The sequence below is a fragment of the Bradyrhizobium sp. AZCC 1577 genome (assembly GCF_036924575.1).
Taxonomy (GTDB): Bacteria; Pseudomonadota; Alphaproteobacteria; order Rhizobiales; family Xanthobacteraceae; genus Bradyrhizobium.
Genome location: NZ_JAZHRQ010000001.1, coordinates 3,992,337 through 4,012,763, shown reverse-complemented (window position 1 = coordinate 4,012,763; position 20,427 = coordinate 3,992,337). Strand labels below are relative to the sequence as shown.

The following is a 20,427-nucleotide window of genomic DNA, read 5'->3' as shown; positions in this document are numbered from 1 at the left end:
AACCAACGACAATCAGGCAAACTTCTTCTGGACTTCTGCCGACACGTTCGCCGGCGCTTCAGCGTAGTGATCGAATTGCATCGTGAAGGTCGCACGCCCCTGGCTCATCGAGCGCAGGTTATTCACGTACCCGAACATGTTCATGAGCGGCACCATCGCGTTGATGACGTTGGCGTTGCCCCGCATGTCCTGGCCCTGGATCTGGCCGCGCCGGGAATTCAGGTCGCCGATGACCGAACCGGTATAGTCTTCCGGGGTCACCACTTCGACCTTCATGATCGGCTCGAGCAGAACAGACTTGCCCTTCTGCAGCGCTTCGCGGAATGCCGCGCGCGATGCGATTTCGAAGGCCAGCGCCGACGAGTCGACGTCGTGGTACTTGCCGTCGACGAGTTGAACCTTGACGTCGACCACCGGGAAGCCGGCGACCACGCCCGAGCCCATCACGCTGTTGAGGCCCTTTTCGACGCCGGGGATGTATTCCTTCGGCACAGCGCCGCCGACGATCTTGGACTCGAACTCGTAGCCCTTGCCGGGCTCGTTCGGCTCCACGATGATCGACACTTCGGCGAACTGACCGGTACCGCCGGTCTGCTTCTTGTGCGTGTACTTGACTTCAGCGCGCTTGGTGACGCGCTCGCGGAACGCCACCTGCGGCGCGCCGATGTTGGCATCGACCTTGTAGGTGCGCTTGAGGATGTCGACCTTGATGTCGAGATGGAGTTCGCCCATGCCCTTCAAAATGGTCTGGCCGGACTCCTGGTCGGTCGACACGCGGAACGACGGATCTTCGGCAGCGAGCTTCGCCAACGCGACGCCGAGCTTTTCCTGGTCGGCCTTCGACTTCGGCTCGATCGCGATTTCGATCACCGGCTCCGGGAATTCCATCTTTTCCAGAATCACCGGCTTGTCGGGATCGCACAGCGTGTCACCGGTGCGCGCTTCCTTCAGGCCAGCCAGCGCGACGATGTCGCCGGCATAGGCTTCCTTGATGTCTTCGCGGTTGTTCGCATGCATCAACAGCATACGGCCGATACGCTCTTTCTTCTCGCGGGTCGAATTGATGACCCCGGTGCCCGACTGCAGGATGCCCGAATAGATGCGGCAGAAGGTGATGGTGCCGACGAACGGGTCGTCCATGATCTTGAACGCGAGCAGAGCCAGCGGCTCCTTGTCGTCGGCCTTGCGCACCACTTCGTTGCCGTCATCGTCGGTACCCTTGATCGCAGGCACGTCGATCGGCGACGGCAGGTAGTCGACGACGGCGTCGAGCAGCGGCTGCACGCCCTTGTTCTTGAACGCCGAGCCGCACAGCACCGGATAGAACGCGCCGGTCAGCACCGCCTTGCGGATCAGGCGCTTCAGCGTCGCCTCGTCCGGCTCCTTGCCGTCGAGGTAAGCGGCCATGGCGTCGTCGTCGAGCTCGACGGCGGCTTCCACCATCTTCTCGCGGTATTCCTTGGCCTGGTCGACGAGGTCGGCCGGGATGTCGACATAGTCGAACTTCGCGCCGAGCGATTCATCGTTCCAGATGATGCCCTGCATCTTCACGAGATCAACGAGACCCTTGAAGTTATTCTCGGCGCCGATCGGGAGCTGGATCGCGATCGGCTTGGCGCCGAGGCGGTCGACGATGTCGGCCAGACACTTGAAGAAGTCGGCGCCGGTCTTGTCCATCTTGTTGGCGAAGACGATGCGCGGAACCTTGTACTTGTCGCCCTGGCGCCACACGGTTTCGGTCTGCGGTTCGACGCCCTGGTTGGAATCGAGCACGCATACCGCGCCGTCGAGCACGCGCAGCGAACGCTCGACTTCAATGGTGAAGTCGACGTGGCCGGGGGTGTCGATGATGTTCAGCCGCTTGCCGTTCCAGAACGCGGTGGTCGCAGCCGAGGTGATCGTGATGCCACGCTCCTGCTCCTGCTCCATCCAGTCCATCGTCGCGGCACCTTCGTGCACTTCGCCGATCTTGTGGCTCTTGCCGGTGTAATAGAGGATGCGCTCGGTGGTCGTGGTCTTGCCGGCGTCGATATGCGCCATGATACCGAAGTTACGGTAGTCCTCGATGGCATGTTGGCGGGGCATGGGCTGTTCCTTAAATCCGTTCTTCGCCGTTACCAGCGATAATGCGAGAAGGCGCGGTTGGCTTCCGCCATCCGGTGCACGTCTTCACGCTTCTTGACGGCGTTTCCCCGGTTGTTCGACGCGTCGAGCAACTCGGCCGAGAGCCGCTCCGTCATCGTCTTTTCGTTGCGCTCGCGTGCGGCCGTGATCAGCCAGCGAATGCCCAGCGCCTGGCGGCGGACCGAACGCACTTCGACCGGCACCTGGTAGGTGGCGCCACCGACGCGGCGCGACCGTACTTCGATGGTCGGCATGACGTTTTCCAGCGCCTGCTCGAACACCGTGAGCGGCCCCTGCTTGGTCTTGGCCTCGATCATGGCGAGCGCGCCATACACGATGTTTTCGGCGGCGGACTTCTTGCCGTCGTACATGATCGAGTTCATGAACTTCGTAATGATGATGTTCCCGAACTTCGGATCCGGGTTGACTTCACGCTTTTCGGCAGAATGGCGACGAGACATCGTGTCAGTTCCCGCTTATTTCGGACGCTTCGCGCCGTACTTCGAACGACGCTGCTTACGGTTCTTGACGCCCTGGGTATCGAGGACGCCGCGGAGGATGTGGTAGCGCACGCCGGGCAAGTCCTTGACGCGGCCGCCGCGGATCATGACCACCGAGTGCTCCTGAAGGTTATGGCCTTCACCCGGGATGTAACCGATCACTTCGAAGCCGTTGGTCAGGCGCACCTTGGCGACCTTACGAAGCGCCGAGTTCGGCTTCTTCGGGGTCGTGGTGTAGACGCGCGTGCAAACGCCGCGCTTCTGCGGCGACTGCTGCAGCGCCGGCACCTTCTTGCGCGACTTCTGTACCGTACGCGGATTTGCGATCAGTTGGTTGATCGTCGGCATGTCAGCCTTCACCCTTTAGTTCACGCGAAAACCTGGAATGGCTTTCGTAAATTCTTCTCGGAACTAGCCGTTCCGTTCGGCCCGCCTCACGCGAAAAAAATCCGCGCAAAGCGAAATCGCGCCAACCACCCATCGCTGGGCGGAAAGCGCTTCGACGCCACAGAGGATCGCGAATTAAGGCCGATCAGCGTTCGCTGTCCGGCCCGCTACCGAGATCATGCACCCGAGTTCACTCTCAAGAGGACGTGCTCAAGAGAACTAAAATCGTCCTGGCATTGCCTAGCTATATGATCGACAGCGTTTGAGCGGCATTCGTCGAGGTTGGTGCCCGTCCAGTACCTTTAGGAATTTCCCATAAGGATTTGAAAGGGTGATCCGTTCCGACGCTGGCGTAGCTCACCGCCTGTCGTTAAGTGGGCGTCTTCTATAAGCGGCGGATAGCTAAGTCAAGCAAAACGAGAACGCTGGAAACGCCTATGGCGTCTGCGGATTCGGCGTTTGCCGCGAAATCGGAAAAGCCGAAATGGCGATGCCCTGCCCTCTTCGGAGCGGATCGAGTCGCATATTTTACCCGGGTAAATACAGCCCGAAACATGATTCCCTGGTTCCAGTTTTCCCCGGCCCGGGCCTCTCTTTGCCATTCCGAGCGCAAAACGTGCGCAACAAGGCCGGAATTCTTCGTGAAGCACACCGATATTGCGATCATCGGCGGCGGCTTCGCCGATTCGACCGCGGCCGCCATGCTCGGGCGCGTGGGGCATCAGATCTGTCCATTCGACTTCCGCGTTCGGAAAAATCAGCAGCGACGAGCAGTTCGGCCGCTTCTACCAGACCGGAGTCGCCGATTCGGTGCTGCGCTCGGCCACCACGGCGAGAACTGGATCACGCGATTCGGCTACCGAGCCGCCAATACGGTATGATGTGTGACGCGCTAATCGGCGCGGTCCGCGCCGAAGGCGGGCTAATCCTGAAGAACGATATCGTCACCCGGGCGAACCAGACCCGCCACCATCACAGCGGCGTAGACGCCGGCTCTCCCGTCGTGATTCTTTGCTACATACCGCAAAATCTCGGGATTCTCTTCGAGCGACTCCGGATCAATGCTGATCATGCGACAACGGATATCGCGTTCCAGAATGTGGACCGTCAGTTTCGGACCGATCCGCAGTCGCCGGCCGACGAATGCGTCTTCGGCAAAGCTTTCACCGGAATTGAGATCGACATAGAGGTTTTCGCGAAAGCGACGCTTGTCGAGCGTCAAGCCCACCTCGCGGCCAATTCCGTCGATCGTCTGGGTTGCAAGCAACGAAAGCGGGCGACAGTCCGTTAGGGCGCGGTCCGAGCGTATGATGGTCAGGTCGGAAGCGTTGAGCTGATCACCTCCGATCAGACCCAACAGCGCCGGATCGGACGCCGACAGAGTTTTTCCGTTCGGCGCTTCGATCTCAAGCGCCAGATCTTCGCTAGATGGAAACAGCGGTGTCAGGCCAGGACCGCGGGTTTCTGCATCGGTCAGGTTGCCCGGTACAAGCGTCAGCTCGGGACGGCGAAACCTCGGGCGAAATCGTAGCATTTCCTTCCTGCTTCGTGCGGTGAGGAATGGAAAGGCCTTGGGCGCGCCCCCATGATGGACAGCGTAGAGCCGGTCGCCGAGCACGCCGGCAAAGCTGACATAAGCCTCGGGTAGGGATTCTCCCGGCATGCTCTTTACCGGGTAACGCCAAACGCTTTCAAGTCGCCCAACAACCTTCATTACAATTCTCGTCTGACATTTCCTGATCGCGGCAGTCTGGACTACTCATCGTCATCATCATCATCGTCGTCTTCGTTGTCGACGTCGGCCTGGGCGGCGGCGTTATACGGCGTGTGGCCCTGGTCGTCCCAGAGCTTGCGATAGACGCCGTTGGCCGCGAGCAACTGCGCATGCGAGCCGCGCTCAATTGCCTTGCCGCCTGAAATCACGATGATCTCGTCCATCTCGACCACCGACGTCAGTCGGTGGGTCGACCAGATCATGGTGCGTCCTTCCGCCACCTTCATCAGCGTACGGTTGATCGCGGCTTCCGTGGTTTGGTCGAGTGCCGAGGTCGCTTCATCGAGCAGCAGCAGCGAGGGATTGCGGATGATGGCGCGCGCGATCGCGATGCGCTGGCGCTGGCCGCCGGACAGCGTGTCGCCGCGCTCGCCGACCGGCGTGTCGTATTTCTGCGGCAGGCTCATGATGTAGCGGTGAATCTCGGCCTTGCGCGCGGCTTCCTCGACCTCCTTGTCGGTGGCGCCTTCCTTGCCAAGCCGGATGTTCTCGCGGATCGACATGTTGAACAGCATGTTGTCCTGGAACACGACGGCCATGCCTCCGCGCAGCGACTCGCGGGTCACGCGGCGGATATCGACGCCGTCGATCGCCACCCGCCCCTCGTCCGGCGTGTAAAGACGCAGGATCAGGTTGAGCAGCGTACTCTTGCCCGAGCCGCTCGGCCCCACGATCGCGATGCGCTTGCCGACATCGAGCTCGAGGCTGAAATTGTCGAGCACCGGCGTCTCGCTGCCTTCGTAGGCAAAGGTGACGCGCTCGAAGGTGATGTCGTTGGTGATCGGCGGCAAATCCGGCGCGCCCGGCCGGTCGGCGCCGCGGGTCGGCTCATCCAGCAGTTCCTGGATGTGCCGCACGGCCGCCGCCGACTGGATCGACACCGGGATGAAATGCATCAAATGGGCGATGTTGTAGGACACCTCCCAGAACGCGCTCTCGAAGGTGACGAAGGTGCCGATGGTGATCTGGCCCTTGGTGGCGAGATAGGCGCCGATCGCCAGCACCACGAGATGCAGCAGCAGCACCGAAATGGTGACGGTGCGCTCCACCATGGTTGACAGGAACACGGCGGACGCCGTCTTGATGCGCACATCCTGGTTGCGCATGGTGAACCAGCCGAGCGTGCGCCGCTGCAGGCTGAACGCCTTGATCACGGCCTGCGCAGCCACGTTTTCCTGCACCGTGCCGAGCAGTGCCGCTTCATTAAGCTTCTGCTCGTAATTCGCCTGCACCGCCTTCGGCGTCAGGATTCGCGGCCCGATCAGCGTGATCGGGAATACCAGGAGGGCGACCGCCGCGAGCTGCCAGTTCAAAAACAGCATCAGGATGATGCCGGCGACCAGTTCCAGGAACGGCAAAGCGGCGCTGTTGGCGAACGTCTTGACCGAGCCCTCAAAGGCCGCGAGGTCGATCGAGAAGCGCGAGAGGATTTCGCCGCGCTTGGTGCGGGCAAAATACGACGCCGGCAGGTTCTGGACGTGCTCGAACAGCCGCGTCCGCACATCGGCAATGACGCACGCTGCCAGCCGCGCATCCCAGCGCTCGTACCAGACCGCGATGATCGAGGTGATGATACCGGCGACCGCGAGCACGCCGAGAATCTTGTAGAGCGCCTGAAAATCCTCTTCGCCCAGCGCATCGTCGATCAGGAATTTCAGGCTCAACGGCATGATGACGTTGAACAGTGTCTCGACGAGAACGCCGAAGGTCACGAAGACGAGCAGCTTCCTGTAATTGCCCAGATACGGCTTGACGAAGCCGTAGAAGGTCGCCAGCGCGCCGGCGGCTTCCTTGGCGGTGAAAACGACGAGGTCCTCGTCATCATCATCGTCGTCGAGCTCGATCTCGTCCTCTTCGTCGTCCTTGTCAGCATCGGGGGGGATGCCGGCCGCCTTACCACCGGCAACGGGTGCAGCAGCAGCCCCGGCCGCGAGCTTCTTCGCAAGCTCAGGATCGCCCGCCGGCGCGGGATTCTGATCATCCGAGGACGGAGGCTTGGGCGCCATGAAACCAACCGATGCTGCACGGCCGGCATGACCGCAAATCGAACGCGGCAGCGGCGGGCGCTACCGCAAGGATTCTATGCGATCGGGATCAATTCGGCAAACATTGGCGTGACCGACCCTGCTTCAGCGGTCACGCTCAATACAACCAGTCAGTGCTCAATCGTCCGATTCGACCTTGTCAAAAAACGAATAGCGCAGGCTGTCGGCGTCGGCATACCACTGCCCCGGCCCCTTGTTGGCAGCCAGCGTCGCTGCCCATACCGCATCGGTGCAGTCGCGCCGGTGCATCGAGAGGTCGAATCCGTTGCCGAAGAATAATTCAGACCATTCCCACCAGGTGCCGAGCTTCTTCACGCCGCGCAACAGGTCGTAACGGTCGATCAGTGCAGGGGCCATGTCCGACGTCACCGACCCGAACACCAGGCCGGTCTTCACGACGCGGTTCAGTTCGCGCACCGCCCGCGGGACCTGCCTTTCGGCGACATGACACAGACTGGTCTCGAACACGAAATCGAACTCGTCGTCCTTGAACGGCATGTCGACGATCGAGCCGAGCTTGTTGAACTTCTTCAGCGCCGTCGGCGTCTTGGCGTGGATCGCCCGGTTGTTCTCGATACCCCAGGCATCGATGCCGCGCTCGCGCAGCGCGCCCACCAACTCCCCGCTGGCGGAGCCGGCGACCAGGAGCTTGTAACCCTTGGTCCTGCTCCAGACGATCTTGATGAGTTCCGTCAGATAGGCCGGATCGGTAAACTGGCTCCAGACTTCGCTGTAGGGGCCCAGCCCGCGGTAATTCTCGAAATAGCTGCGATCGATCTTGTCGGGCGATACCTCGCCCTGTTGCGCACGCGCGCGGCGCAACCGCATCATCTCGGTCAAAATGATGTCGGTGGCGGCGTCGGAGGAATCGAGCAGCCCGTTCAGCGTCGAATCGAAAAGATAATCGCCGACCACCACGATTCCCGGATGCTGCTTCGGCTCGGGGCGATGGTTGGTCATGACGTCGCGCACCGGCAGGCCGCCGGGCAGCGCATTCACCGACGACAGCCAGCGGTGAATCTTGCCTTCCAGGAAATGATCGCGGGCGTTGCCGAACGAAGCCGGCAGCGACTTGATGGCGGCATCGATCAGTTCCTGATCGCTGAGATTGGCAAATGCCAGTGCGTCCGAGCCCGCGATCAGCCAGTTGAGCACGCCGTGCCTGCCGACGTCGTGGCGGGCGCCCTCGTTGTAGACGCAGCAGCCGCCGAACGCTTCCGACATGAACCAGGCGCCCGGGATCTTCTCGCCCCAGAACGGTTCGTCGAACAGGATCGAGACCCGCAAGTAATGCGCCGGACGGTCGAAATAGGCGACGTGCTTGACCATCGACTTGCGCAATTCCTCGCCGTCCCAGCCCATGGTGGCGAGCCAGGAATGCGGCAGACACATCAAGACCAGATCGAAATCCCGTGTCTCGGGGCCCTTCCCGTTCATCATGTTGAGCTGATAGCGGCCGGCAGCGGTTTTTCCGACCTTCAGCACGCGGTGATTGAGCTGGATGTCAGCGTCGACTTCCGAGCGCAGGCATTCGATCAACTGCTCATTGCCGTTCTGGATCGAGTACAGGCCGATGTAGCCGTCGATATCCATCACGAAGTTCTTCAGCGCATTCAGGCCGTTGGTGTTGTGGGCCTCGGTTGCGATATCCGAGCGCGCCATTACCTTGAAGAAGCGTTTGGCCGTGGGATCGTCGACTTCCTTGTCGAGCACTTCCTCGCAGGTCATGTAGGCCCAGGGATGCTCGTTATCGTGGGCGCCGACGCCCTCGTAATATTCGATCGGCGACACCAAATCGGCGCAGCGCTTGCGGAACGCCTCGATCGCAGCCGCGGTCTTCTCGCCATACTTGCGGCGCATGCCCGGCACGTCGTTGAGCAGCACGCCGTCGAGGTGCACCTGCTCGGCGTCCATCGGAATCGTCTGCAATCCGAAATGCTGGATCAGTTCCCGTAAGGGATCTGGGCCGGTCATCGAATAATCGTAGATTTCGGCGACGCCTGCTTCATACATGGCCGGCGCGGAATCGAATTTGCGCGAGACGATCTTGCCCCCGACCCGGTCGGACGCCTCGTAAATCGTGACGCGGCAGAGATCGCCAAGCTTTTTCTTCAAGTACCAGGCGCTCATCAAGCCGCCTGGGCCGCCCCCAACGATTGCAAGATCCAACATGTAAGTTCCGTGGCCCCTCCGCCGCCCCCTCCCCAAAGGAGGCGCCGGTCTAAACTAAATTACCAAAAGCCCTTTTCACCCTGAAGGGAAGATGAACAAAGCAGGTCCTCGCACCGCAACAAAGAAAGAAAGCAGCAAAAAGGCCGCCTTGCGCCGGCCTTTTGTCTTCGCACCGTATTCTTGCGGGGTCTCATTCTGCCGGCCGTTTCGCCTCCGGAGCTGCACGGCGCGGTTGTCTAACTCCCACGAAACGCCTTGCCGGCGAGCAGGCTGACAAGTTCCTGCTGGCGTGACAGACCGGTCTTCGATAACACGGCCTTGAGCTGGCTGCGCACCGTCTCCCGATTGACGCCCGTCGCATCCGCAAGCGCATCGATGGTGACAGCCTGGCCAATGCCCCGCGCCACGCGCGCCTCCGCCGGCGTCAGGTCGAACAAGCCTTGCAGGACTTCCGCCGTCGGCACCACGGCGCGATCGACCGGCGTCACCACCAATAGCGCGGTGGCCTGGGTGAAGATATCGCGCGCATCGCCGCGCACGGGGATCACATGTAGCACCATCGGCACTCGGTCCGCCGTCGCAGCGATCGGTATCGATTTGACGGTACGACCATCAGCAAGAGACCGCGGACCGAGCGCTTCCGCAAGCAGCGCGTCCGCCGCGACATCCGTCATCGTGACGCGCTCGATACGATCCTGAAACAGCGAAGGGACCAGCGCTTCGAACAGACCGTTTGCGGCGAACACCTGGCCGCGCCCGCGCAACACCGCGCCCGGCAGGCCAAGCACCTGCAACGCGTCAGCCTGCGCACGGGCGCGTTCGAAGCCGACGCGGTTTGCCGCAAGCGAAGCCCGGGCCAGATGCGGTCGCAGCCCATCCAGCAAGGCGACGACTTCGCGCGGCACCGGGCCATGATCCTGATGCCGCGGCATCACGATCGCGATTGAATCGCCGCTCGGCATCGGAATGATCGTCCCGGCGCGGTAGCCAAGGCCGTGTTTGCGGTAAAAGTTGCAATAGACGTCGTTGGTCGCAATCTCCTCCTCCGAGAGGAGATCATAGTCAGTGACGAAGCCTGCATGATTGAGGGCAATGGCGCGCGGCAGATTTGGATCGCGTTCGCTCCATCCCTCTCCCATGAACACCGGCATGAGCTGGTCATATTCGACAGAATTGACCGCGCTCGTGTAGCCATCGCGCACGCCGAACAGAAAGCCGCCGTTGCCGCCGATCGCTGCGCTGAGTTCGCCGAGCACAGCCGGCCAAAGCGACGGAATAAGCCCCGCCTCGTAAATGCGGTCGATCAGGGGTTCAGAATGAGCCGAGTCGCTCATGGGGAATTGCAAACATTACCGTTATGGCAGGAGGCCATTTCCTGACTTGATAGCAGCGGTCACCCATCCGGGTGAAGCAATATCGTCGCTCGTAAAAAGAAAAAGCCGGCTTCGCAGCCGGCTTTCCTGTTGATTGGCGTGGAACCCTTACTCCGCCGGCGGCAGCGCCAGCGGTTCGGCTTCCGGAGCGGTCGGCACGATGGCCGCCTGCTTCTCGCGTTCGTCCAGGATCAGCTTGTCGCGCTTGACGGCGACTTCGCGGATCTTGGCCATCGAGGCGCCGGTGCCCGCCGGGATCAGCCGGCCGACAATGACGTTTTCCTTGAGGCCTTCCAGCGGGTCCACCTTGCCGTTGACGGCGGCTTCGGTGAGCACGCGGGTGGTCTCCTGGAACGAGGCCGCCGAGAAGAACGAGCGGGTCTGCAGGCTCGCCTTGGTGATGCCGAGCAGAACCGGCGTTCCCGTGGCGGGCTTCTTGCCCTCTTCCTTGGCCTTCAGGTTGAGCGCGTCGAACTCGATCTTGTCGACCTGCTCGCCCGAGATCATGTCGGTGTCGCCCTGGTCGGTGACTTCGACCTTCTGCAGCATCTGACGGACAATCACCTCGATGTGCTTGTCGTTGATGAGCACGCCCTGCAGCCGGTAGACCTCCTGGATTTCGTTGACCAGATAGGCAGCGAGTTCCTCGATGCCCTTGATCGCCAGGATGTCGTGCGGCGCCGGATTGCCTTCGACGATGAAATCGCCCTTTTCGACGATGTCGCCGTCCTGCAGATGGATGTGCTTGCCCTTCGGGATCAGGTACTCGCGCGGCTCCTCGGTCTTGTCCATCGGCTCGATCGAGATGCGGCGCTTGTTCTTGTAGTCGCGGCCGAAACGGATCGTGCCGGCGATTTCCGCGATGATCGCCGCGTCCTTCGGCTTGCGGGCCTCGAACAGTTCGGCCACCCGCGGCAGACCGCCGGTGATGTCGCGGGTCTTGGCGCTTTCGGTCGAGATACGCGCCAGGATGTCGCCGGCCTTGACCTTCGCGCCGGTATCTACCGACAGGATGGCGTCGACCGACAGCATGTAGCGGGCATCGCCGCCGCGCGGCAGCTTGAGCACCTTGCCGTCCTTGCCCTTGACCACGATGGCCGGACGCAGGTCGGCACCACCGCGCGACGCACGCCAATCGATGACGACGCGCTTGGCGATACCGGTGGATTCGTCGAGCGTTTCCGAGATCGACTGGCCCTCGACGAGGTCCTCGAACCCGATGGTGCCCTCGACTTCGGTGAGAACCGGACGGGTGTAGGGATCCCACTCCGCGATGCGCTGGCCGCGCTTGACCATGTCGCCTTCGTCGACGTGCATGCGCGCGCCGTACTGAATGCGGTGGGTCGCACGCTCGGTTCCGTCGGCATCGACGATCGCAACGACCATGTTGCGAACCATCGCGATCAAGTGACCTTCGCTGTTTCGGGCGATGGACTTGTTCTTGATGGTGACCTTGCCCTCGAAGTTCGATTCGACGAACGACTGCTCGTTGATCTGCGCCGCGCCGCCGATGTGGAACGTGCGCATCGTGAGCTGCGTGCCGGGTTCACCGATCGACTGGGCGGCGATGACGCCGACCGCCTCGCCGTGGTTGACCGGCGTGCCGCGGGCCAGATCGCGGCCGTAGCACTTGCCGCAGATGCCGTTGACGAGTTCGCAGGTCAGCGCCGAGCGAATCTTCACTTCCTGGATGCCGGCCTGCTGGATGGCGTCGACATGCGTCTCCTCCATCAGCGTGCCGCGCTTGACCACGACCTTGTTGGTCGCGGGATCGCGCAGATCCTCGCCCGCGGTGCGGCCGAGAATACGCGAGGCCAGCGAAGCAACGACCGTGCCGGCATCCACGATGGCGCGCATCTTGATGCCGAGCTTGGTGCCGCAATCGTCCTGCGTGATGATGCAGTCCTGCGCGACGTCGACCAGGCGGCGGGTCAGGTAACCGGAGTTCGCGGTCTTCAACGCGGTGTCCGCGAGACCCTTGCGGGCGCCGTGGGTCGAGTTGAAGTATTCGAGCACCGACAGACCTTCCTTGAAGTTGGAAATGATCGGCGTCTCGATGATCTCACCCGACGGCTTCGCCATCAGGCCGCGCATGCCGGCGAGCTGACGCATCTGGGCCGGCGAACCGCGCGCGCCCGAATGCGCCATCATGTAGATCGAGTTGATGTCGGCGTCGGCGCCCTTCGGCGTCTTCTTGGTCGAGGAGATTTCCTTCATCATCTCCTTGGCGATTTCTTCGGTCGCCTTCGACCAGGCGTCGACCACCTTGTTGTACTTCTCGCCATGGGTGATCAGGCCGTCGTTGTACTGCTGCTCGAAATCCTTCGCCAGCGTACGGGTGGTGTCGACGATCTTCCACTTGCTGTGCGGCACGACCATGTCGTCCTTGCCGAAGGAGATGCCGGCCTTGAACGCATTGTAGAAGCCGAGCGCCATGATGCGGTCGCAGAAGATCACGGTCTCCTTCTGACCGCAGTGGCGGTAGACCTGGTCGATCACGCCGGAGATTTCGCGCTTGGTCATCAGCTTGTTGATGATCTCGTACGAAATCCGCGGGTTCTTCGGCAGCACGTTGCCGAGCATGACGCGGCCCGCAGTGGTCTCGATCCAGCGCTTGGTCGCCTTGCCGCTCTCGTCGGTGCCCTCCCACCGGTACTTGATCTTGGTGTGGAGGTGGATGACCTTCGAATGCAGGGCGTGCTCGAGCTCGGCCATGTCGCCGAAGATCTTGCCCTCGCCGGGCAGGCCTTCACGCATGATCGAGAGATAATAGAGGCCGAGCACGATGTCCTGCGACGGCACGATGATCGGCTGACCGTTCGCCGGATGCAGGATGTTGTTGGTCGACATCATCAGGACGCGCGCTTCCAACTGCGCTTCCAGCGACAGCGGAACGTGCACGGCCATCTGGTCGCCGTCGAAGTCGGCGTTGAACGCCGCGCAAACCAGCGGATGGAGCTGGATCGCCTTGCCTTCGATCAACACCGGCTCGAATGCCTGGATGCCGAGGCGGTGCAGCGTCGGCGCGCGGTTGAGCAGCACCGGATGCTCGCGGATCACCTCGTCGAGGATATCCCAGACCTCGGGACGCTCCTTTTCGACCAGCTTCTTCGCCTGCTTCACGGTGGTGGACAGACCCTTGGCGTCGAGCCGCGAGTAGATGAACGGCTTGAACAGTTCGAGCGCCATCTTCTTCGGCAGGCCGCACTGATGCAGCCGCAACTCGGGACCGACCACGATCACCGAACGGCCCGAATAGTCGACGCGCTTGCCGAGCAGGTTCTGCCGGAAACGGCCCTGCTTGCCCTTGAGCATGTCGGCCAGCGACTTCAGCGGGCGCTTGTTGGCGCCGGTGATGACGCGGCCGCGGCGGCCGTTGTCGAACAGCGCGTCGACAGCCTCCTGCAGCATGCGCTTTTCATTGCGGATGATGATGTCGGGCGCGCGCAGCTCCATCAGCCGCTTCAAGCGGTTGTTGCGGTTGATGACGCGGCGGTAGAGGTCGTTGAGATCCGAGGTCGCGAAGCGGCCGCCGTCGAGCGGCACCAGCGGACGCAGGTCCGGCGGAATCACCGGCACCACGGTCAGGATCATCCACTCCGGCTTGTTGCCGGAATAGCGGAACGCTTCGACGATCTTCAGGCGCTTGGCGAGCTTCTTGTGCTTGATGTCGGATTCAGTCTCCTGCATCTCCGCGCGCAGGGACTGCTCGAGCTTTTCGAGCTCAAGACCCTTCAACAGCTCGCGAATCGCTTCCGCCCCGATCATGGCGGTGAACGAATCCTGGCCGTATTCGTCCTGCGCCTTCAGGTACTCGTCTTCCGACAAGAGCTGACGGTCCTTGAGCGCGGTCAGCCCCGGCTCCAGCACGACGTAGTATTCGAAGTACAGGATCCGCTCGAGATCCTTCAGCGTCATGTCGAGCAGAAGGCCGATGCGCGACGGCAGCGACTTCAGGAACCAGATGTGGGCAACAGGTGCCGCCAGTTCGATATGACCCATGCGCTCGCGCCGGACGCGCGACAGCGTCACTTCGACCGAGCACTTTTCGCAGATGATGCCCTTGTACTTCATGCGCTTGTATTTGCCGCACAAGCACTCGTAATCCTTGATCGGCCCGAAGATGCGGGCGCAGAACAGGCCGTCGCGCTCCGGCTTGAAGGTCCGGTAGTTGATGGTCTCCGGCTTTTTGATCTCGCCGTAGGACCAGGACAGAATCTTCTCCGGGGACGCAATCGAGATCCGGATCTGGTCGAAGACCTGGGCCGGAGTCGTCGGATTGAAGAGATTCATAATTTCTTGGTTCATCGTCTTCTCCTCGCGTGCCGGTCGTCACCGGCAGCAAATTCGAAACTTTTATTTGGTGCGCGCCCCACTCAACGTCCGAGAGGAGCGCGAATGCCCGGCCCTTTTGCGCGAAGCTTGCCTCGCGCTTTGGGCCGGACATGGAATCTCAAGCGTTACTCAGCCGCCTCGGACGTCGGCGCCGGTCCCATCTTGGAATTGTGCAGGTCGACGTTGAGGCCGAGCGAGCGCATTTCCTTGACCAGCACGTTGAACGATTCCGGAATACCCGCCTCGAACGTGTCGTCGCCACGCACGATCGCCTCGTACACCTTGGTACGGCCGGCAACGTCGTCCGACTTCACGGTCAGCATTTCCTGCAGCGTGTAGGCCGCGCCGTAGGCTTCCAGCGCCCACACCTCCATTTCGCCGAAACGCTGGCCGCCGAACTGCGCCTTGCCGCCCAGCGGCTGCTGGGTGACGAGCGAGTACGGACCGATCGAACGCGCGTGGATCTTGTCGTCGACCAGATGGTGCAGCTTGAGCATGTAGATGTAGCCCACCGTCACCTTGCGATCGAAGGCGTCGCCGGTGCGGCCGTCATAGACGGTCGACTGGCCGGAGGCGTCGAAGCCCGCGAGCTTCAGCATCTCCTCGATGTCGGCTTCCTTGGCGCCGTCGAACACCGGCGTCGCGATCGGCACGCCGTGGCTCAGATTGCGGCCCAGCTCCATCAGCTCGTTGTCGTTCAGCGTCTTGATGGTTTCATCGTCGCCATAGATCTTCTTCAAGGTCTCGCGCAGCGGCTTGAGATCCTGCTTCTGATAATAGCCGTCGATGGTCTGGCCGATGCGCTTGCCGAGGCCGGCGCAGGCCCAACCGAGATGCGTCTCCAGAATCTGGCCGACGTTCATGCGCGAGGGCACGCCGAGCGGATTGAGCACGATATCCGCGTGCGTACCGTCCTCGAGGAACGGCATGTCCTCGATCGGAACGATCTTGGACACCACACCCTTGTTGCCGTGGCGGCCGGCCATCTTGTCGCCGGGCTGGATCTTGCGCTTCACCGCGACAAAGACCTTGACCATCTTCATCACGCCGGGCGGCAACTCGTCGCCACGCTGCAGCTTTTCGACCTTGTCGAGGAAGCGCTGTTCAAGGCCCTTCTTCGATTCGTCGTACTGCTTCCGCATCGCCTCGATTTCGGCCATCAGCTTGTCGTTCGGTGACGCGAACATCCACCACTGCGACTTCGGATACTCCTCGAGCACGGCGCGCGTGATCTTGGTGTCCTTCTTGAAGCCCTTCGGCCCCGCGATGCCCTGGCGGTTTTCCAGCAGCTCGGCGAGGCGACCGTAGACGTTACGGTCAAGGATCGCCTGCTCGTCGTCACGGTCCTTGGCCAGACGCTCGATCTCTTCCCGCTCGATCGCCAGCGCGCGCTCGTCCTTGTCGACGCCGTGGCGGTTGAACACGCGCACTTCCACGATCGTGCCCTGCACGCCCGGAGGCACGCGCAGCGAGGTGTCGCGGACGTCGGAAGCCTTTTCGCCGAAGATGGCGCGCAAAAGCTTTTCTTCCGGCGTCATCGGGCTTTCGCCCTTCGGCGTGATCTTGCCGACCAGGATGTCGCCGGCGCGGACTTCGGCGCCGATATAGACGATGCCGGCTTCATCGAGGTTTTTCAGCGCTTCTTCCGAAACGTTCGGAATGTCGCGGGTGATTTCCTCAGGTCCGAGCTTGGTGTCGCGGGCCATCACCTCAAACTCCTCGATGTGGATCGAGGTGAAGACGTCGTCCTTCACGATCCGCTCGGAGAGCAGGATCGAGTCTTCGAAGTTGTAGCCATTCCACGGCATGAACGCGACCAGCACGTTGCGGCCGAGCGCGAGCTCGCCGAGATCGGTCGAGGGACCGTCGGCGATGATGTCGCCCTTCTTGACGATGTCGCCGACCTTCACCAGCGGACGCTGGTTGATGCAGGTCGACTGGTTGGAGCGCTGGTACTTCATCAGCCGGTAGATATCGACGCCCGACTTGGTCGGATCGAGATCTTCGGTGGCGCGTATCACGACGCGGGTGGCGTCGATCTGGTCGATCACGCCGGAACGGCGGGCGGCGATCGCGGCACCGGAGTCACGGGCCACCACGCCTTCCATGCCGGTACCGACGAACGGCGCCTCGGCGCGAACCAGCGGCACCGCCTGGCGCTGCATGTTCGAGCCCATCAGCGCGCGGTTGGCGTCGTCGTTCTCGAGGAACGGGATCAGCGCCGCGGCAACAGAGACGAGCTGCTTCGGCGACACGTCCATATAGTCGACCTTGTCCGGCGTGATCGGCAGCACTTCGCCGGCGTGACGGCAGACGATCAGGTCTTCGGTGAAGCGGCCCTTGGCATCGAGCGGCACGTTGGCCTGCGCCACGCGATAACGGCCCTCCTCCATCGCCGAGAGGTACACGACCTCGTCGGTGACGCGACCGTCCTTCACCTTGCGGTATGGCGTTTCGACGAAGCCGTACTTGTTGACGCGCGCGAACGTCGCCAGCGAGTTGATCAGGCCGATGTTCGGACCTTCCGGCGTCTCGATCGGGCAGATGCGGCCGTAGTGCGTCGGATGCACGTCGCGCACCTCGAAGCCGGCGCGCTCGCGGGTCAGACCGCCCGGTCCAAGCGCCGAGAGGCGGCGCTTGTGGGTGATCTCCGACAGCGGGTTGGTCTGGTCCATGAACTGCGAGAGCTGGGACGAGCCGAAGAACTCGCGCACTGCGGCAGCCGCCGGCTTGGCGTTGATCAGGTCCTGCGGCATCACGGTGTCGATATCGACGCTGGACATGCGCTCCTTGATCGCGCGCTCCATGCGCAGGAGACCGATGCGATACTGGTTCTCCATCAGCTCGCCGACCGAACGCACACGGCGGTTACCGAGATGGTCGATGTCGTCGATCTCGCCCTTGCCGTCGCGCAGGTCGACCAGCGTCTTGATGACCGCCAGGATGTCTTCCTTGCGCAGCGTGCGGTGGGTGTCGGGCGCATCGAGTTCGAGGCGCATGTTCATCTTGACGCGGCCGACCGCGGAGAGGTCATAACGCTCGGCGTCGAAGAACAGCGACTGGAACATGGTCTGGGCCGAATCGATCGTCGGCGGCTCGCCCGGACGCATCACGCGGTAGATGTCGAACAGCGCGTCTTCACGCGTCATGTTCTTGTCGGCATGCAGCGTGTTGCGGATGTAGGCACCGACATTGACGTGGTCGATGTCGAGCAGCGGCAGTTCCTTGTAGCCCTGCTCGTTCAATGCCTTCAGCGACTTCTCGGTGAGCTCCTCGCCGGCCTCGGCGTAGATTTCACCGGTCTTCGGGTTGACGAGATCCTCGGCGAGATAGTTGCCGATCAGCTCTTCATCCGACAGGCGCAGGGCTTTCAGGCCCTTTTCCTGCAACTGGCGCGCCGCGCGCACGGTCAGCTTCTTGCCGGCCTCGAGCACCACCTTGCCGGTGTCGGCGTCGATCAGGTCGTTGATGGTCGAGTAGCCGCGGAAACGGGCGGCGTCGAACGGCACGCGCCAGCCGTCCTTGGCGCGCTTGAAATTGATCTTCTTGTAGAAGGTGGACAGAATCGTCTCGCCGTCGAGACCGAGCGCGTACATCAGCGAGGTCACGGGGATCTTGCGGCGGCGGTCAATGCGCGCGAACACGATGTCCTTGGCGTCGAACTCGATGTCGAGCCAGGAACCGCGATACGGAATCACGCGCGCGGCAAACAACAGCTTGCCGGACGAATGAGTCTTGCCCTTGTCGTGGTCGAAGAACACGCCGGGCGAACGGTGCATCTGCGAGACGATGACGCGCTCAGTGCCGTTGACGACGAAGGTGCCGTTCATGGTCATGAGCGGGATGTCGCCCATGTAGACGTCCTGCTCCTTGATGTCCTTGACCGACTTGGCGCCGGTTTCCTCGTCGATATCGAACACGATCAGGCGCAGTGTCACCTTCAGCGGCGCAGCATAGGTCATGCCGCGCTGGCGGCACTCGTCGACGTCGTATTTCGGCGGCTCGAATTCGTAGCGGACGAATTCCAGCATCGAGGTGCCGGAGAAATCCGAGATCGGGAACACTGAGCGGAACACCGCCTGCAGGCCCTCGTCCAGCCGGCCGCCCGGAGGTTCATCGACCATCAGGAACTGGTCGTAAGACGCCTTCTGAACCTCGATCAGGTTCGGCATCTCGGCGACTTCCTTGATGTGTCCGAAGAACTTGCGGACCCGTTTGCGACCGGTGAATGTCTGCTGCGCCATCGTGGCCTCTCATTTTCGTCGCCTTAGTAGGCGAACCTTCCGAAGCGCGACTGCCATCGCCCCCGGGTTGAATTGTCGAATCGCTCAAAAGGAACAAAGCCCACTTTCAGGAATTAAATCCTGAATCCGCACTTTAGACCTTCAAAACGCAAAACGACGCGCGGGCGCATGACTGCACCCGCCCGTCATAACTGGTGGTTTCACGGACTGAAAAAGCCCGAAATCTGACTGTCTCCCAACGGGTTACGCCGGGAACCCTGCCGTCCCCGCCGCCTACCGTCTTTTCCTGCTGCCGCCACGATATGGGGCGGAATAGTGGAGATTCGAGGGGCTAACCCCAAGAATCCCCACACTTTTCTGTGTAGTACGCTTACTTCAGCTCAACCTTGGCGCCAGCCTTTTCGAGCTGGGCCTTGAGTTTGTCGGCCTCTTCCTTGTTCACGCCTTCCTTGACCGGCTTGGGCGCGCCTTCGACGAGGTCCTTGGCTTCCTTGAGGCCCAGGCCGGTAATGGCGCGGACTTCCTTGATGACTTCGATCTTCTTTTCGCCAGCGGAAGCGAGAACGACGGTGAAGTCGGTCTTTTCTTCAGCCGGAGCAGCAGCGGCGCCGCCACCCGCGGGACCGGCAACCGCCACGGCGGCAGCGGCGGAAACGCCCCACTTTTCTTCGAGGAGCTTCGCGAGCTCGGCAGCTTCGAGCACCGTGAGGCTCGAGAGGTCGTCGACGATTTTCTGTAGGTCAGCCATTGATCAGTTCCTTAAAGGTTTGGTTCGAACCAGATTTGATTTGCGAAGGGTCAGGCCGCTTCACTCTTTGAGGCATAGGCATGGACGACGCGCGCGAGCTTGGCCGCGGGCGCAGTGGAGAGCTGAGCGATCTTGGTCGCCGGCGCCACCAGGAGGCCGACGAGCTTGCCGCGCAATTCGTCCAGCGACGGCAAGGAGGCAAGTGCCTTCACGCCGTTCACATCCAGGACGGTTTTACCCATCGAGCCGCCGAGAATGACGAACTGCTCGTTCGTCTTTGCGAACTCCATGGCAACCTTCGGCGCCGCTACCGGATCGTTTGAAGTCGCGATCACGGTCGGCCCTTTCAAAAGGGAGCCAATAGCAACGACGTCCGTGCCTTCAAGAGCAATTTTGGCGAGACGGTTCTTCGAGACCTTCACCGACGCGCCCGCCTGCTTCATCTGCGTACGCAGCTTCTGCATCTGGGCCACGGTGAGGCCGGAATAATGGGCGACGACTGCAACGCTCGTGGTCTTGAAGACCTCGTTCAGCGCCTCAACCGCGTCCTTTTTTGCCGCTCTTTCCACAGCAAGCTCTCTCCGGTTGGCGGCCTTCGCTTACGAGCGAGACCGCCGGGTTGCACCCATCGTCTCGCCCAAAACCTGACCTCTAGACACCAGTCTCAAGGACACGCCGGGCAGACGACATTTGAAAAGCCTGCCCTCCCGAACCAGATGGCGCGG

Annotated in this window: 12 protein-coding genes; 1 reads left to right on the top strand and 11 read right to left on the bottom strand. The window is 61.9% G+C overall.

The window, feature by feature from the left end:
* Positions 1-12 precede the first annotated feature (12 nt).
* The 3 genes from fusA to rpsL are packed head-to-tail and all read right to left on the bottom strand — an operon-like array spanning position 13 to position 2,972.
* The gene (fusA, locus tag V1278_RS18690; RefSeq protein WP_334363362.1) at positions 13-2,085 is read right to left on the bottom strand and encodes an elongation factor G; all 2,073 of its coding nucleotides are present in this window, start codon (positions 2,083-2,085) and stop codon (positions 13-15) included.
* Positions 2,086-2,114: 29 nt separating this feature from the next.
* The gene (rpsG, locus tag V1278_RS18685; protein WP_028349061.1) at positions 2,115-2,585 is read right to left on the bottom strand and encodes a 30S ribosomal protein S7; all 471 of its coding nucleotides are present in this window, start codon (positions 2,583-2,585) and stop codon (positions 2,115-2,117) included.
* 15 nt (positions 2,586-2,600) lie between these two features.
* Positions 2,601-2,972: a 30S ribosomal protein S12 gene (gene rpsL / locus V1278_RS18680; protein WP_027536823.1), complete on the bottom strand. Its 372-nt coding sequence runs from the start codon at positions 2,970-2,972 to the stop codon at positions 2,601-2,603.
* 680 nt (positions 2,973-3,652) lie between these two features.
* Here rpsL and V1278_RS18675 point away from each other — a divergent pair.
* The gene (locus V1278_RS18675) at positions 3,653-3,892 is read left to right on the top strand and encodes a hypothetical protein (RefSeq protein WP_334381847.1); all 240 of its coding nucleotides are present in this window, start codon (positions 3,653-3,655) and stop codon (positions 3,890-3,892) included.
* A gap of 41 nt (positions 3,893-3,933) precedes the next feature.
* Here V1278_RS18675 and V1278_RS18670 read toward each other — a convergent pair whose 3' ends face one another.
* The 8 genes from V1278_RS18670 to rplJ all read right to left on the bottom strand — a co-directional run bounded on the left by V1278_RS18670 (position 3,934) and on the right by rplJ (position 20,271).
* Positions 3,934-4,725: an MOSC domain-containing protein gene (locus V1278_RS18670; protein WP_334381846.1), complete on the bottom strand. Its 792-nt coding sequence runs from the start codon at positions 4,723-4,725 to the stop codon at positions 3,934-3,936.
* Positions 4,726-4,766: 41 nt separating this feature from the next.
* Complete coding sequence (locus V1278_RS18665) at positions 4,767-6,791, bottom strand: ABC transporter ATP-binding protein (protein ID WP_334381845.1); 2,025 nt, start codon at positions 6,789-6,791, stop codon at positions 4,767-4,769.
* A 156-nt stretch (positions 6,792-6,947) separates the two neighbouring features.
* The gene (locus V1278_RS18660; protein ID WP_334381844.1) at positions 6,948-9,002 is read right to left on the bottom strand and encodes an FAD-dependent oxidoreductase; all 2,055 of its coding nucleotides are present in this window, start codon (positions 9,000-9,002) and stop codon (positions 6,948-6,950) included.
* A 236-nt stretch (positions 9,003-9,238) separates the two neighbouring features.
* Positions 9,239-10,336 (bottom strand): helix-turn-helix transcriptional regulator, encoded by a 1,098-nt coding sequence (locus V1278_RS18655; protein WP_334381843.1) that lies wholly within the window; start codon positions 10,334-10,336, stop codon positions 9,239-9,241.
* A 147-nt stretch (positions 10,337-10,483) separates the two neighbouring features.
* Positions 10,484-14,683 carry a DNA-directed RNA polymerase subunit beta' gene (gene rpoC, locus V1278_RS18650; protein WP_334363369.1) on the bottom strand — a complete coding sequence of 1,400 codons (4,200 nt, stop codon included), beginning with the start codon at positions 14,681-14,683 and terminating at the stop codon, positions 10,484-10,486.
* Positions 14,684-14,835: 152 nt separating this feature from the next.
* A complete protein-coding gene (gene rpoB / locus V1278_RS18645) occupies positions 14,836-18,954 on the bottom strand; it encodes a DNA-directed RNA polymerase subunit beta (RefSeq protein ID WP_334363371.1) in 4,119 nt (1,372 codons plus the stop codon).
* 370 nt (positions 18,955-19,324) lie between these two features.
* Positions 19,325-19,702: a 50S ribosomal protein L7/L12 gene (rplL, locus tag V1278_RS18640; RefSeq protein ID WP_065748157.1), complete on the bottom strand. Its 378-nt coding sequence runs from the start codon at positions 19,700-19,702 to the stop codon at positions 19,325-19,327.
* A gap of 50 nt (positions 19,703-19,752) precedes the next feature.
* The gene (gene rplJ, locus V1278_RS18635; protein ID WP_334381842.1) at positions 19,753-20,271 is read right to left on the bottom strand and encodes a 50S ribosomal protein L10; all 519 of its coding nucleotides are present in this window, start codon (positions 20,269-20,271) and stop codon (positions 19,753-19,755) included.
* Between the last annotated feature and the right edge of the window lie 156 nt (positions 20,272-20,427).